This is a genomic window from Flavobacteriales bacterium (assembly GCA_016715895.1).
In the GTDB taxonomy this organism is placed as follows: Bacteria; Bacteroidota; Bacteroidia; order Flavobacteriales_F; family PHOS-HE28; genus PHOS-HE28.
The window spans coordinates 854,379-869,275 of record JADJXH010000003.1 but is presented as its reverse complement, the minus strand read 5'-3'; the positions used below and the strand labels follow the sequence as shown (position 1 = coordinate 869,275).

General features: G+C 66.3%; 11 protein-coding genes. 8 read left to right on the top strand and 3 right to left on the bottom strand.

Annotated elements, in window-relative coordinates:
• Positions 1-130 precede the first annotated feature (130 nt).
• The 4 genes from IPM49_03995 (at position 131) to nadB (ending at position 6,095) form a co-directional block, all read left to right on the top strand.
• Positions 131-664, top strand: a complete 534-nt coding sequence (locus tag IPM49_03995; protein ID MBK9273686.1) for a fasciclin domain-containing protein — start codon at positions 131-133, stop codon at positions 662-664.
• A 207-nt stretch (positions 665-871) separates the two neighbouring features.
• A complete protein-coding gene (locus IPM49_03990; GenBank protein ID MBK9273685.1) occupies positions 872-3,499 on the top strand; it encodes an adenosylcobalamin-dependent ribonucleoside-diphosphate reductase in 2,628 nt (875 codons plus the stop codon).
• A gap of 62 nt (positions 3,500-3,561) precedes the next feature.
• A complete protein-coding gene (gene nadA / locus IPM49_03985) occupies positions 3,562-4,548 on the top strand; it encodes a quinolinate synthase NadA (protein ID MBK9273684.1) in 987 nt (328 codons plus the stop codon).
• Positions 4,545-6,095 carry an L-aspartate oxidase gene (nadB, locus tag IPM49_03980; protein MBK9273683.1) on the top strand — a complete coding sequence of 517 codons (1,551 nt, stop codon included), beginning with the start codon at positions 4,545-4,547 and terminating at the stop codon, positions 6,093-6,095. The genes nadA and nadB overlap by 4 nt, the downstream gene beginning before the upstream one ends.
• On the opposite strand, the gene IPM49_03975 is transcribed toward nadB, so the two are convergent.
• The gene (locus IPM49_03975; protein ID MBK9273682.1) at positions 6,065-8,443 is read right to left on the bottom strand and encodes a cbb3-type cytochrome c oxidase subunit I; all 2,379 of its coding nucleotides are present in this window, start codon (positions 8,441-8,443) and stop codon (positions 6,065-6,067) included. The genes nadB and IPM49_03975 overlap by 31 nt on opposite strands.
• A 398-nt stretch (positions 8,444-8,841) precedes the next feature.
• On the opposite strand from IPM49_03975, the gene IPM49_03970 reads away from it, so the two are divergent.
• Both IPM49_03970 and IPM49_03965 read left to right on the top strand, forming a co-directional pair.
• The gene (locus tag IPM49_03970; GenBank protein MBK9273681.1) at positions 8,842-10,620 is read left to right on the top strand and encodes a hypothetical protein; all 1,779 of its coding nucleotides are present in this window, start codon (positions 8,842-8,844) and stop codon (positions 10,618-10,620) included.
• A gap of 25 nt (positions 10,621-10,645) precedes the next feature.
• Positions 10,646-12,028 (top strand): tyrosine phenol-lyase, encoded by a 1,383-nt coding sequence (locus IPM49_03965; protein MBK9273680.1) that lies wholly within the window; start codon positions 10,646-10,648, stop codon positions 12,026-12,028.
• Between the two features lie 10 nt (positions 12,029-12,038).
• On the opposite strand, the gene IPM49_03960 is transcribed toward IPM49_03965, so the two are convergent.
• Entirely contained in the window at positions 12,039-12,323 is a 285-nt protein-coding gene (locus IPM49_03960) for a DUF2024 family protein (GenBank protein ID MBK9273679.1), read from the bottom strand.
• Positions 12,324-12,493: 170 nt separating this feature from the next.
• On the opposite strand from IPM49_03960, the gene IPM49_03955 reads away from it, so the two are divergent.
• Positions 12,494-12,730: a thioredoxin family protein gene (locus tag IPM49_03955; protein MBK9273678.1), complete on the top strand. Its 237-nt coding sequence runs from the start codon at positions 12,494-12,496 to the stop codon at positions 12,728-12,730.
• A 71-nt stretch (positions 12,731-12,801) separates the two neighbouring features.
• Positions 12,802-13,386, top strand: a complete 585-nt coding sequence (locus IPM49_03950) for a MarR family transcriptional regulator (protein ID MBK9273677.1) — start codon at positions 12,802-12,804, stop codon at positions 13,384-13,386.
• Between the two features lie 71 nt (positions 13,387-13,457).
• Here IPM49_03950 and IPM49_03945 read toward each other — a convergent pair whose 3' ends face one another.
• A complete protein-coding gene (locus IPM49_03945) occupies positions 13,458-14,897 on the bottom strand; it encodes a TolC family protein (GenBank protein MBK9273676.1) in 1,440 nt (479 codons plus the stop codon).

Here is a 14,897-nt window from a genome sequence, read left to right as displayed (position 1 = left end):
TCCGCCCGACCGGATGACGAGGATCAGACCGATCCCGGACTTCCATCAGTTCCCATGCGGCCCGAAAAGGACAAGTTTGTCCGACACCAAAACCAGGACCATGACCCGCTCCCTTCTGTCCCACACCGTGATGGCCTTCATGGCCACTTCGTTGATCACCGCCTGCGGCGGATCGACCGCTGGATCAGGTACCCCCACCACGAGCACAACGGCAGCCCCTGGAGGTGGGCAGTCCACCGTCGTGGATGAGCAATCCCAGAAGAACATCGTGGCCGTTGCGGTCGGTTCCAAGGACCACAGCACCCTTGTGGCGGCGGTGAAGGCCGCCGAGTATGTGGACGTGCTGAGCAACGCCGGTCCGTTCACCGTCTTCGCTCCGGTGAACGCCGCGTTCGACGCGCTTCCCGCCGGAACGGTCGAGGGCCTGTTGAAGCCCGAGAAGAAGGCCGACCTGCAGAACATCCTGGAGTACCACGTGTGGGTGGGCGTCCTGAAGGCCGAGCAGCTCACTGACGGCAAGGTGTTGAACATGGTGAACCTCAAGAACGCCACGATCTCCAACAAGGACGGCAAGCTCATGATCAATGATGCCACCGTGGTGGCCAGTGTGCCCACGAGCAACGGCATCATCCACGTGATCGACAAGGTGCTGCTCCCCGGTTGAGCGAGCATCAGCGCCACCTCGCGCAGGTGTGTTGGTGAAAGTCGGCATGGGCGCCCCGCAAGGGCGCTCATGTCGTTCATGGCCCGCCGTTCGGCCTTACCTTGGATCGTTCACAACCGTGTTGAAGATCGATCGTTCGTGGATGATGCGCATCAGTCCGGAGGCACGCCACCGCCGTGAGTTTTGCCGCCCTCATCCCACCGCTCCATGCCATCGATCACCGCCACCTTGTCCCCCCCCGCCGTGACCCTTCCCGATCAGACCGGACCCTACACCGCCGAGGAGGTGCTGACGCGCGCACGTGCCTATTTCAGAGGTGATGAGCTCGCGGCCACCACATGGATGAACAAGTACGCCCTGCGCGACGCCGAAGGACACCTGGTGGAAGCCTCGCCGACCGACATGCACCGGCGGATGGCCCGTGAATTCGCACGCATCGAGGCACGGTACGCGCAGGTTCCGGCCGAGAAGCGCGCCCTGCTCTCCGCCTACGGCAAGGAGCGCGCGGCGTTGGACGAGGAGCGCATCTTCCAGCTCTTCGACGGTTTCCGCGACGTGGTGCCGCAGGGCAGCGTGATGGCCTCGCTGGGCGACCCCTACCGCCTGGCCTCGCTGAGCAACTGCGTGGTGATCCCCTCGCCGCTGGACAGTTACGGAGGCATCTTCCATAACGACCAACAGCTCGCCCAGCTCTTCAAGCGCCGCTGCGGCGTGGGCTTCGACCTCAGCACGCTGCGTCCGGCCGGTGCGCCCGTGAGCAACGCGGCCCGCACGAGCACCGGCGCCGTCAGCTTCATGGAGCGCTTCAGCAACACCACGCGCGAAGTGGCCCAGAAGGGCAGGAGGGGCGCACTGATGCTCACCATGGACATCGCGCATCCGGACATCGAGCAGTTCATCACCATCAAGCAGGACCTCGCGAAGGTGACCGGTGCGAACGTGAGCGTGCGCGTGAGCGACGAGTTCCTCAAGGCCGTGGAGGCCGATGCCGACTTCACCCTGCGCTGGCCTATCGACAGCGCCCTGCCGAAGCCTGGTGCGGAGGCGGGCGGCAGGAAGCCGGTGGTGACCAAGGTGGTGAAGGCGCGCGAGCTGTGGATCACGCTCATCTCCTGCGCCCATGCCACCGCCGAGCCAGGCGTGATCTTCTGGGACCGCCAGCACCGGTACAGCACAAGCAGCGTGTATCCCGGCTTCCGCAACGAGAGCACCAACCCCTGCAGCGAGATCGCCATGCAGGGCGGGGACAGCTGCCGCCTCATCGCCATCAACCTCTACAGCTTCGTCAACGAACCCTTCACGCCCAAGGCCTGGTTCGATCACGAACGTTTCGCGGCCGTCACCTATGAGGCGCAGCGCCTCATGGACGACCTGGTGGACCTGGAACTGGAGGCCGTGGACCGCATCCTGGCCAAGGTGAACGCCGACCCCGAGCCCGACGAACTGAAGCGCACCGAACGGGAGACCTGGGAGCTGCTGCGCGACACCGGGCGGAAGGGCCGCCGCACGGGCCTGGGCTTCACAGGCCTCGCCGATGCCCTCGCCGGCCTCAACCTGAAGTATGACAGTGACGCCGCCATCACCGCCGCCGAGGACATCCTGAGGACGAAGTGCCGCGCGGAGTTCGACAGCAGCATCGACATGGCCATCGAGCGCGGCGCCTTCGCCGGTTTCGCGCCCGCCGTGGAACGCACGAGCGAATTCACCGCCATGATGGAGCGCGAGCTGCCCGATGTGCACGACCGCATGATGCGCCACGGCCGCCGCAACATCAGCCTCAGCACCGTGGCGCCCACCGGCACCCTCAGCCTGCTCACGCGCACCAGCAGCGGCATCGAGCCCGTGTACATGCTCGGCTACACGCGCCGCCGCAAGGTGGTGCCCGGTGACCCCAACGCCAAGGTCACCTTCACCGACGACCTGGGCGACCAGTGGGAGGAATTCACCGTGCACCATCCCCGCGTGCTGGACTGGATGCAGGCCACCGCCAAGAGCGATCCCGCCGAAAGCCCCTACGCCGGTGCCACCGCCAACGACATCGACTGGCACAAGCGCATCCGCATGCAGGCCGTGGTGCAGAAGTACACCACCCACAGCATCAGCAGCACCATCAACCTGCCCGGCACCGCCACGGTGGACGAGGTGGGCGGCATCTACCTGGAGGCCTGGCACCACGGGCTGAAGGGCATCACCGTGTACCGCGACGGCAGCCGCAGCGGCGTGCTGGTATCCACCTCGGAGACCAAGGACGCCGCAGCGTCGACCCAGGGGGGCGACCCGACCTCCCACCACACACCGCGCCCCGAGACCTTGGAGGCCGACGTGCTGCGGTTCCACAACGAGACCGAGCCCTGGCTGGCCGTGGTGGGCCTGCTGGACGGCAAGCCCTACGAGATCTTCACCGGCATGGCCAACGGCGGATTCGAGCTGCCCAGGTGGGTCGCCAAGGGCTGGGTGGTGAAGCGGCGCGATGAGAAGCTCGGCAAGAACCGCTACGACCTGGAGTACGCCGACGACGAGGGTTACCGCGTCACCGTGCAGGGCCTCAGCCGCACCTTCAACCCCGAGTTCTGGAACTACGCCATCCTCATCAGCAGCATGCTGCGCCAGGGCATGCCCGTGCCCCAGGTGGTGGACGTGGTGGCCAACCTGCATCTCTACGACGCCACCCTCAACACCTGGAAGAACGGCGTGGTGCGCGCCCTCGCGCGCTACATCCCCGACGGCACCGAGGCCCGGGGCCGGAAGTGCCAGGAATGCGGCGATGCCGAAGGGCTCTACTACGAGGAGGGCTGCCTCAAGTGCCGAAGCTGCGGCGGTACGAAGTGCGGGTAGGCCCCGCCTACCTGTCGTCCGTCATGTTCCTGACAACGAGGAACGGACATATTTGTCCGGAAATGAACACCCCGGTCGCGCTTCACCGGCAACCAGCTTCGGCGGGTGGACAGGAGGACCATCCCGAGGCCTTGATCCACGAGATCCGGCGCTTGAAGAAGGACAAGGGCGTCGTGGTGCTGGCCCACTACTACCAGACCGGTGAGGTGCAGGAGCTGGCCGACCACATCGGCGACAGCCTTGCGCTTGCCCAGGCGGCCGAGCGCACGGACGCACCGGTGATCCTCTTCTGCGGCGTACACTTCATGGCCGAAACGGCCAAGATCCTCAACCCGCAGCGCAAGGTGCTGCTGCCCGACCTGGCGGCCGGCTGTTCACTGGCGGACTCAGCCCCGGCGCACAAGTTCCGCGCGTTCGTTGCAGCCCACCCCGATCACGTGGTGGTGAGCTACATCAATTGCTCCGCTGAGGTGAAGGCGATGAGCGACATCATCTGCACCAGCAGCAACGCGGTGCGCGTGGTGAACAGCATCCCCGAGGACAGACCCATCCTCTTCGCACCGGACAAACACCTCGGGGCCTATGTGCAACGCGTGACCGGTCGCCACATGCTGCTGTGGGATGGCACCTGCGAGGTGCACGTGAACATCAGCATCGACAAGCTGAAACTGCTGATGGGCGCTCATCCGGAGGCGAAGCTGATCGCTCACCCCGAATGTCCTGCGCACATCCTGGCCGAGGCCGACCATGTGGGCAGTACCAGTTCGCTGCTCGATCTCGTGAAGCACGACCCGGGCACCAGCTTCATCGTGGCCACGGAAGCGGGCATCCTCTACAACATGCGCGCGGCCGTCCCGGACAAGACGCTCATCCCGGCGCCCTCCTTCGCCGACAATGAATGCGCGTGCAGCGAGTGCCCCTACATGAAGCTGAACACACTGCGGAAGATGCGTGACGCCCTGCTCCATGAGACCCCGGAGATCCTGCTCGATGAGGAGGTCCGCCTGCGCGCACACCGCGCCTTGCGCCGCATGCTCGAACTGGGATGAGCACGCCGCTGGACGTGATCGTGGTGGGTGGCGGCATCGCCGGCATGACCTACGCGACCCAACTGGCGGATCGGGCCGGCGAACGAAGCGTGCGCATCCGCATCCTGTCGAAGGCAGCGGTGCAGGTGAGCAATTCGTACCACGCACAAGGTGGCGTGGCCGCCGTGATGCGCCGGGAGGATTCGTTCATGGACCATGTGCGTGACACCCTGGTGGTGGGCGGTGGTCGCAACGATGCGGACGTGGTGCGCATCGTGGTGCAGCAGGGTCCCGCCCTGATCCGCGGGCTCATCGGGCTGGGTGCCCATTTCGACCGGGAACCCGGTGGCGCCCTTCAGCTGGCACGCGAAGGTGGTCACAGTACCGCGCGCGTGGTCCATCACCGTGATCGCACCGGTGAAGAGATCGTGCGCGTGCTGCAACAGCGTGTGAAGGGGACGCCGACCATCACCGTGGTCCCCGACCAGCGCGCCATCGACCTCGTCATGGAAGGCGATGGCTCCGAACGGCGCTGCATCGGTGTGCGCGCGGTGGACCTGTGCACCGGTGACCTCACCGATCACTTCGCGCATGCGGTGGTGCTGGCGACCGGGGGAGCGGGGCGGTTGTACGAGCACACCACCAATCCACCGGGCGCCACGGGCGATGGCATCGCCATGGGCATCCGTGCCGGCGCGCGCACGCGCGACATGGCCTTCGTTCAATTCCATCCCACCGCGCTGTACACCGGCAAGCGCGGCACGGTGAACCTCATCAGTGAGGCGGTGCGGGGCGCGGGTGCACGGCTGCTCGGTGCGGACAAGCAGCCCCTGATGGCCGGCGTACACCCCATGGGTGACCTCGCGCCGCGACATGTCGTGGCGCGGGCGATCCACCGCGAGATGGTGCGTGCGGGCGTGGACCATGTGTGGCTCGATGTCAGCCCCATCGGCATCCACCGCTTCACGCACGAGTTCCCGGGCATCGCCAGGCATTGCCGCGATGCCGGGCTCCTGCCTGGCCGCGACCTGTTGCCGGTGATGCCTGCAGCGCACTACATGTGCGGCGGCCTGCGCACCGACGACTGCGGCCGGACGTCGATCGCCGGGCTCTATGCACTGGGCGAATGCGCCGGCAGCGGCCTTCACGGTGCGGACCGCCTTGCCTCGAACTCGCTGCTCGAAGCGCTGGTGATCCCCGAGCGCGCCGCCGGGGCCACCTTGGAGGCATCCACGGTGGACCCCGTCCGCAGCTCGTGCACGGTGATGCACAGCCGGCTCGCCAAGCGCCCGGTGGAGATCGTGGACCGCGCCATGGGCGCGCTGACGCACGGAATGACCACCCACGCGGGCATCGTGCGGAACGCGAAGGGACTGGAGAGCGTGCTGCGTGTGATCAGTTGCATTGAGCGGCAGCTCCAGCCCATCTGGCATCGCCGGCGCTGGTCCCCCGGGCTCATGGACCTGCGCGACCTTCTGGTGGTGGCCCGCAGCTTGACCGAAGCGGCGATGCGCGAACCCGTCAGCGTCGGAGCGCACTATATGGAGGAAGTGCCGGTGTCGTGCTGAGGTCCGTTCGGACCGCGTCCCGTTGAATCCACCTCGATCGACACAGCCCTTTCCGGCGTGCGCGCGTGCCCCACTTGTTTCAGGTGGCGCGCGCCCCGCACCACCACCCAGGCCAGAGGGAACACACCGCCCACAATGAAGAGTGTGGCGCCGATGCCTCGGAGCCACGTGAGCCCCTCGAACACGGACCCCGTGATGAACTGCTCGGAACGTGCGAACCACAGGCCGTTCTCCAGCACCGCGTTCAGTTGCACCAGCCCCGCGGGCAGAAGATCCATGAACACCATGAGCATCAGGCCGATGTTGAGCGACCAGAACGATCGGCGTACGACCACGCCGTTCCATGCCCCGGGTTCCAGCAGGAGTTTGCAGCAGAACAGCAGGCCGGCCAGCGAGAGGTTCCCGTACACGCCGAACAACGCCGCATGCCCGTGGTTCACGGTGAGGTAGGTGCCGTGTTCGTAGTAGTTCACGATGGGCAGATTGATGATCAGGCCGAATACGCCCGCGCCGAGGAAGTTCCAGAAGTTCACCGCCACCAGGAAGAGAAAGACCTCCGATTGGCCGAACGCCGGCCTGTGCCCATCGCCGTTCGCCACCAGGCGGCGCAGGCGATTGAACCGCCAGGCTTCGAGCGTGAGCAGGATGAGCGGCACCACCTGGAGGGTGGAGAAGACGCTGCCCAGCGCCATGGTGCCGACCGGCTTGGCGTTCCAGTAGAAGTTGTGCGAGATGCCGAGCAGCCCGCTGCCGAGGAACAGCAGCGTGGCCAGATACACCACGCGCACAGCGGCCGCCTGTCCCACCAGGCCCATGCGGACCATCAGGTAGCCCACCACGATGGTGGTGAACACCTCAAAGAAGGCCTCGACCCACATGTGGACCACCGCCCAGCGCCACAGGTCGGCGATGACGAAGTTGGTGCGCGGGGTGGACACAAAGCCGGACAACAGCAGCAGGCTGATGCACACCGTGGAGTACACCAGCCAGTTGGGCAGCGCCCATGGCGAGCCTTTCCGGAACGCCGGCCTGAAGCCGATATAGAGGGTCGCCGCCCAGGTGGTGAGCACCACGAGCAGCAATCCCTGGAACAGCCTGCCCAGCTCCACGAACTCCCAGCCTTGATGTCCGAGCAGCGACCAGTACCTCCCCAGCAGCCCCATCGGCCCGGCGTACGTGCCCACGAGCGTACCGGCCACCAGCACGATGATCATCCAGAACAGCGTGTTGCTGAGGCGGACCAGTCGCGCTGTCTCGTGGCCGATCATGGGAATGAGGAAGATGGAGACGCCGATCCAGCACGCGCTGATCCAGAGCAGGGCGAGCGACAGATGCCAGCTGCGTGCGATCACCAGCGGCAGCAGCCCTGAGACATCGATGCCCACCACGCGCAGCCAGTCGGCGAAGGCGGTGATGGTGATGGCGCCGCTGAGAACCTGGACCAGGAACACCAGCGCCGCAGCAAGGAAGTACTTGAACGTGGTCCGCTGCAATGCGCTTGGTCGGTGATCGCGTACGGCCGCGGCGCTCATCCGCTCCCCGGATCCAGCGGCCAGCGTTCCCTCGTTCAAGCTGTCGAACTGACCATAGGCATATAGCACCGCACCGAGTCCGAGGATGAAGCCGAGCACGCCGATCACGCTCCACCACATCACAGGACCGGTAGGCAGGTTGCCGGCCTCCTTGTCATAGGGCCAGTTGTGCGTGTAACTGAAGCTCTCACCGGGGCGTTGTGCGGCGCAGACCCATCCGCCCCAGAAGAAGAAGTCGCTCAGTGCACGCAGCTCGACGGTATCGGTGATGAAGCCGGGCGGCGGGAACGACCCGGCCTTCGCCTGCGCGGTGAAGCGAGCGATGGTGTGGGCACGCAGGCGCTCGATGGCCGAGGCCTGTGCTGCCGTGATCGGTACCGTCCCCGTCGCGGCATCGAAGGCCGATCCCTTCAGCTCGCGTTTCACCCGTTCAGCAATGGCCTGTTGCTGGAACTCGTCCGGCGGAGCGTGTTCCTTGGCCGTGTGCCGGGCGGCGTGGTGCTCCCGCATGTACGCGGCGGTGTGGTGCAGGGCCTCGGCGGTGAGATCAGGCCCGCGTCCGGCGCCATCGCCGAACATACTGCCATATTCCATCAGAGCGTACTTGAGAAAGACCTCCTGGCCGTCGAGGATCGTCTCCCCGCGGATCACTACGCTCCCATCCGGCCCGACCATGTCGGCGATGGGCGGTGCATCGTGATAGGCTTCGCGTGCGATCCATGTGACACCCGCTGCGCTGACGAGGAAGATGGCCAGCAGGGGGATCCACCAGTTGCGAGGCTGCATGAGCCAGCGGAGCACGGGGCGGTCGCTCATCGTTCTGCGCGCGTGGACCCATGCATGGTGCTGGTCGATCAGCCGCCATCGGGATCCCCGCCCGCAGGCTGAAAATGCCCTGGCGGCGTACCCTGGTGACATGATGCACATCAGGCCCGGCACCGCCGCGGGGCGAGCACCCGCCGCCGATCGGTGAACGGCCGCTCGCACCATGCGGATCAGCGCGTGAGGAGGGGACGCGACGAATGGGCCGGTCGATCCCGGTACGGCGGATCCGGGTTGCAACCGGAATATGACATGCGTCATGATCGCGTCGGGACCATAAAAGGACCTTTGTGTCCTGAACGCGTGGCCGTTGGTCCGTTCCGAACGGATGCGTTCCGCTCCTCACCTGCATGCGGGATCCAGCACTTGCCCACACCTTCCATATCCCCGTCATGGGGCTGGGCTACACCATCGACACTCCGTTGAAGGTGGCCCATCTCGGCATCTCGTCCGTGGTATCCATCATCGAGGACGAGCTCATCGAACGGATGCGTGCGCACCACGCGGCCTTGAACGACGAGCCCTGCGAGGCCATCCCCAAACCTTCCCCCGACCACCGCGCGAGGCGCATCACGGCCTACCTGGACCTGTTGCAGCGGCTGGTGGAGCGCAACACGGCGCGGGTGCGGGCCACGCCGCTGGCGCCCGGTTCGGAGAGCGCCCTGTACTTCGAGCTGTTGCCTCCTGGATCACGCTTGCAGCAACTCTACCGCCAAGTGATGGCCATGGCACCGGGCCCCGAGCGCGAGATGGCGGATGAGGCGTTGCGGGCGCGCATCACGCCGGGTGCCATCGATGTGAACATCATGGCCAAGATCGACCCCGTGAATCACGGACCGGATGGCGTGCCCCTGCCCGATGAGTTCTGCGATGCCATGGCAGCCTTCCGCGGGTTCGCCAACAGCACGCTCAGCTCCGCCGTGGTGCTCAGCGCGGGCTACAACCCCAGGCTCTACAACTACATCGCGCAGTTCGCCGACTTCCTGCCCGATGCGGAGGGGAAGCTGCGCAAGAAGGTCATCCTCAAGGTGAGCGACCTGCGGTCGGCCCAGGTGCAGGGGCGCTTGCTGGCGAAGAAGGGCGTGTGGGTGTCCGAATTCCGGATCGAATCGGGCCTCAACTGCGGCGGGCATGCCTTCGCGACGGACGGCCTGCTGATGGGGCCGATCCTGCAGGACTTCGCCGAGCACCGGAGCGCGCTGGCCCTGGAACTGTACACCACCTGCAACGAGGTGCTGGCGGGGCTGGGCAAGGCAGTGTTCCAGGAGCTACCTCAACAACGCATCACCGCGCAGGGCGGCATCGGCACGGCCGCCGAGGACCGCTTCCTGCTGGAGCACTACGGCGTGGACGGCACCGGGTGGGGCAGTCCCTTCCTGCTCGTGCCCGAGGCCACCAACGTGGACGAGGCCACCCTGCACCAGCTCACCCACGCACGCCCCGGGGACTTCTTCCTCAGCAACGCCTCGCCGCTGGGCGTGCCCTTCCACAACTTCAGGCCGTGCAGCTCGGAGCAGCAGCGGCTGGCGCGCATCGCCAAGGGACGGCCGGGCAGCCCGTGCTACAAGGAGTTCCTCAGCAGCAACACCGAGTTCACCGAGCGGCCCATCTGCACCGCCTCGCGCCAGTACCAGCACCTGAAGCTGCAGCAGCTGCGCGCCACCCTCACCGATCCCGCCGCGCTGGCCCGCGAAGAGGCGGCCGTCATGGACAAGGATTGTCTGTGCGAAGGGCTGGGGGCCGCTGCGCTGCTGAAGGCCGGGCTTTCCCCGGACCACAAGCTGGAGGCCGTGGCCATCTGCCCGGGGCCCAACACCGCCTACTTCAGCAAGGTGGTGTCCCTGCGCACCATGGTGGATCACATCTATGGGCGCACCGACCTGCTGGCGGGGGTGGAGCGGCCCCACATGTTCATCAAGGAGCTGGGGCTCTACGTGGACCACTACAAGCGCGAACTGGAGCGCTGCGCCAGTGAGATGAACGCGAAGCAGCGCCGCCGCCTCACCACCTTCCGGGACAACCTGCTGGAGGGCATGCGGCACTATTGCGGGCTGGTGCAGAGCGCCTTCGCCGATGCGGCCCAGGATGCGGAACGCTTCCGGGCGGCCTTGGAGCACCAGGCCGACGAGGTGCGCACGCTGCTCCTTCCCGATGGCCAGCCCGTGGCCTGACAACGACCGAACACCTGCCAACCCCATGCACAAGACATCCTGGGCCGAGCCCTTCAAGATCAAGATGGTCGAACCCCTCTTCTTGACCACGCGTGAACAACGCGTGAAGGCCATTGAGGAAGCGGGCTACAACACCTTTCTGCTGCGCTCCGAGCTGGTCTACATCGACCTGCTCACGGACAGCGGCACCAGTGCCATGAGCGACCGGCAGTGGGCAGGGCTCATGCTCGGTGATGAGGCGTATGCCGGCAGCCGCAACTACTACCACCTGGAGGAGGCGGTGAAGAAGTTCTACGGCTACAAATACCTCGTGCCCACCCACCAGGGACGCGGCGCGGAGAACATCCTCTCGCAGATCCTGATCAAGCCCGGCGACATCGTGCCCGGCAACATGTACTTCACCACCACCAAGCTCCACCAGGAGCTGGCGGGCGGCACCTTCGTGGATATCATCGTGGACGAGGCGCACGATCCGCGGAGCACCTTCCCCTTCAAGGGCAACGTGGACCTCGCCAAGCTGCAGCGCGTCATCGACGAGCACGGCGCGAAGAAGATCCCCTACGTCTCCATCGCCACCACGGTGAACATGGCCGGTGGGCAGCCCATCTCTCTGGCCAACCTGAAGGCCCTGCGGGAGCTGACCGCGAAGCACGGCATCCGCATCATCCACGACATGACGCGCGTGGCCGAGAACGCCTACATGATCAAGCTGCTGGAGCCGGGACAGGCCGAGCGCAGCGTGGCGGATATCGTGCGGGAGATCTGCTCGCTCACCGACGGGGCCACTATGAGCGCCAAGAAGGACGCGCTGGTGAACATCGGCGGCTTCATGGCCACCAATGAGTGGGATGTGTTCGAGGAGGCGCGCAATAGGGTGGTGATCTACGAAGGACTGCACACGTACGGCGGCCTCGCCGGACGGGACATGGAGGCCATGGCCATCGGCATTGCCGAAAGCGTGCAGGACGACCATATCCGCGCGCGGGTGGGGCAGGTGTTCTATCTCGGGCAGAAGCTCATCGACATGGGCATCCCCATTGTGCGTCCCGTGGGCACGCACGGCATCTTCCTGGATGCAAAGGCCTTCCTGCCGCACCTGCCGCAGCTCGCTTTCCCCGCACAGGCGCTCGCCGCCGAGCTGTACATCGACAGCGGGGTGCGCGCCATGGAGCGCGGCATCGTGAGCGCCGGCCGCGACAAGAGCACCGGCGACCACTGCTACCCCGAGCTGGAGCTGGTGCGCCTCACCATCCCGCGCCGCGTGTACACCCAGGCCCACATGGACGTGGTGGCCGAGAGCGTACAACGCGTGTACGAGCGCCGCGACCGCATCGCCGGCCTGCGGATGACCTACGAGCCGAAGTACCTGCGCTTCTTCCAGGCGCGGTTCGAGCCGCTGGGGGCGTAGCGACGGCCGCTCAGTCGCAGTTCTCGATCTCCAGGATGAAATAGCCCTGGCGGTGAATGTTGGTCTCCCATTGGGGGTGCAGTGCTCGCACGTGGCAGAAGCGGCACTCCTTCGCCGTGAGGGGCTGTCCGCCCTCGCCCTTGCGCTCCAGGTAGGCGCGGCCATGGCCGTGGATCACGGCGGTGTCGCGCTGGCTGCTGGGTGCGATGATGTCGAAGTGCATCACCCGGCCGTCCTTGCGGGTGACGTAGGTGTCCCACACGGCCACTTCGGCCGCTTTCGTTTGTTCGTTCATGTTCGTGCGTTGTTGGGCATGCAGGCCGCTCCACAGGAGAAGGCCGGTCAGGAGGAGGGTCGTGCGCATCGGAATGTGGTAGGCGGGGGTCAAAGGTAAGGAAGCCTAACTATATTTGCCCCCGGGAAGGACGTCCCCGCCCGATCACATCAATACCTAACCCCAACAACATGGAAAAGGCAGTCTTCTACCATGCCGGTTGCCCGGTATGCATCAACGCGGAGGATCGGATCACCGAACTGGTGGACCGCAGCAGGTTCGAGGTGGAATTCGTTCATCTGGGCCAGGACCGCGGCCGCATTGCCGAGGCCGAGGCCGCCGGCGTGAAGAGCGTGCCCGCCCTGGTCATCGGCAGCGATGTGCTGCACATCAACCACGGCGCGAGCATGGCCGAGGTGAAGGGCTGAGGAGGCCCGGTTGAACAGCAGGGGACCCGGCCGTGCGTGCCGGGTCCCTTTGTTCACGATACCTTTCGACCATGGCCCGGAAACACGCCGCTGATGAAGCGCTGGATGCGCACCTGGCCCGGGTGCTGGAGCGCATCGGGGAGGTGGCGCGTGCCCTGCGTTGGCAGCAGGCCACGGGCGCCGGGCTCAGCCCCCTGCAGATCCGCATCTTGGGTTTCGTGTCCGACCACCCCGGTGAGCCCGTGGGCGTGGCGCGTTTGGCGGAAGAGCTGCAGGTGACACGGCCCACGGTGAGCGACAGTGTGGCGCTCCTGGTGGAACGCGGCCTGCTGCTGCGGAAGCCCGATCCGCACGATGGCCGCAGCCATGCGCTGCGGCTCACGGCGGCCGGGCGGCGCTGGCTGCCTGCGGGTGGGCCCTTCACCGAGGCGCTGGCCACCCTGCCCCTGCATGAACGCGAGACCCTGTTGCTGGCCTTGATGCGCCTGCTGGCGTCGCTGCTTGAAAGCGGTGATGTGCAGGTGCAACGCATGTGCTGGACCTGCGCACACTACCGCGGCGATCGCAAGGGCCGGCACCACTGCCAGTTGTTGGGAACGGACCTGGCCGTGGCCGAGCTGCGCACCGATTGCCCGGAGCACGAGGCGGCGGCCTGATCGCCGCGCGCCACGTTCGCCCGGATGGCGTGCCAGACTTTACCTACAGGCCGGCCGGTCCACCTGCCCGATCACCGGCGCTGATCGGACCATCCGCCGCCCAGGGCCTTGTACAGGTCCACCAGGGCGAAGCGCTGCCGCTTCTGCACCTCCACCAGTTCCAGGTTCGCGGAAAGGGCGTTCTGTTGGGCCAGCAACACCTCGATGTAGCCGGCCTTCGCATTGCGGTACAGCTCGCGCGATACGTCCACCGAGGCTTGCAGCACGTCGTTCCGTTGACGACGCAGGTCACCTGCCTCGCGCAATTTGCCCAGGTTGCTCAGCTCGTTCATCACCTCCACATGGCCGGTGATGATGCGTTGCTGGTAGGCGAACACGGCGGCGAGCTGCTGGGCGCTGGCCTCGCGGAAGCGTGCCTTGAGGGCGTTGCGGTTCAGCAGTGGGGTGAACAGGCCCCCCACCAAATGATAGGCAATGGATGAGGGGCTCTCGAACAGCAACGTCGGGTCGAAGGCCTGGTAGCCATAGCCCGCCGTGATGTTGAGGTTGGGCAGGAAGCCGGCACGCGCGGCCTTCAGGTCGAAGCGTGCGGCCATCAACTCCAGTTCGGCGGCGCGGATGTCGGGCCGGTTGCGCAGCAGTTGGGCGGGCAGGCCCACGGCGGGATCGGCGGGCAGCGGGCCGGCCAGGCCGGCGGCGTTGCGCTGCACGGGTTGCGGAAAACGGCCGAGCAGCAGGTTGATGAGGTTCTCGGTGGCCACGATGCGCTGTTCGATCTCCTTCTGCAGCGCCTTGGTGCCCAGGAGCTGTGCCTCGAACTGCTGCACGGCCAGCTCGTTCGCGCGTCCGGCGTCCTTCTGCCGCTCGATCACGTTCAGCGCCTCCTCCTGGCGCACCACCGTTTCGCGGAGGATGGCCAGTTCGTTGTCCAGCGCCACCAGTTCGTAGTAGGCCACCGCCACGTCGGCCACCACGTTGGTCATCACCAGGTGGGCGCCCTCCTGGCTGGCGAGCATGCGCGAAACGGCCGCTTTGCGCTGGTTGCGCAGGCGTCCCCAGATGTCCACCTCCCAGGTGGCCTGCAGGGCGATGTAGAGATCGGGCAGGTCGATGGGGATGAGCTTGCCGGGCACGATCTCGGTGACGATGTTGCCCGCCCCGTCCATGGTGTAGAGGCCGAAGCGGCGCATGGCGGCCGTGGTGTTGAGGCCCACGGTGGGGAGCTGCGCACCGCGCGCGGCACGCGCCCCGGCACGCGCCATCTCCACACGCTGCAGCGCCATCTGCAGGTCGAGGTTGCGGGCCAGCGCGGTGTCGATCAGCTGCACCAGCAGCGGGTCGTTGAAGTAGGTGCGCCAGTCGGTGGTTCCGGCATTGGCCGTGTCGGCAGTTGTGCCGGCATAGGACGCGGGCTGCACCTGCTGCGGGGCCTTCAGCGGATCATCCAGGGAGGCGCAACCGGTGAAGAGGGCGGCACCGAGCGCCAGGGCGGGAAGGTGGATGCGGGCCAT

Bases quoted from the DNA above. Each gene is read 5' to 3' on its own strand.
- nadB (MBK9273683.1), top strand. From the start codon at position 4,545: ATGAGCACGCCGCTGGACGTGATCGTGGTGGGTGGCGGCATCGCCGGC.
- IPM49_03950 (MBK9273677.1), top strand. From the start codon at position 12,802: ATGGCCCGGAAACACGCCGCTGATGAAGCGCTGGATGCGCACCTGGCC.
- IPM49_03970 (MBK9273681.1), top strand. From the start codon at position 8,842: ATGGGGCTGGGCTACACCATCGACACTCCGTTGAAGGTGGCCCATCTC.
- IPM49_03995 (MBK9273686.1), top strand. From the start codon at position 131: ATGGCCTTCATGGCCACTTCGTTGATCACCGCCTGCGGCGGATCGACC.
- IPM49_03975 (MBK9273682.1), bottom strand. From the start codon at position 8,443: ATGAGCGACCGCCCCGTGCTCCGCTGGCTCATGCAGCCTCGCAACTGG.
- IPM49_03960 (MBK9273679.1), bottom strand. From the start codon at position 12,323: ATGAACGAACAAACGAAAGCGGCCGAAGTGGCCGTGTGGGACACCTAC.
- IPM49_03965 (MBK9273680.1), top strand. From the start codon at position 10,646: ATGCACAAGACATCCTGGGCCGAGCCCTTCAAGATCAAGATGGTCGAA.
- IPM49_03990 (MBK9273685.1), top strand. From the start codon at position 872: ATGCCATCGATCACCGCCACCTTGTCCCCCCCCGCCGTGACCCTTCCC.
- IPM49_03955 (MBK9273678.1), top strand. From the start codon at position 12,494: ATGGAAAAGGCAGTCTTCTACCATGCCGGTTGCCCGGTATGCATCAAC.
- IPM49_03945 (MBK9273676.1), bottom strand. From the start codon at position 14,897: ATGGCCCGCATCCACCTTCCCGCCCTGGCGCTCGGTGCCGCCCTCTTC.
- nadA (MBK9273684.1), top strand. From the start codon at position 3,562: ATGAACACCCCGGTCGCGCTTCACCGGCAACCAGCTTCGGCGGGTGGA.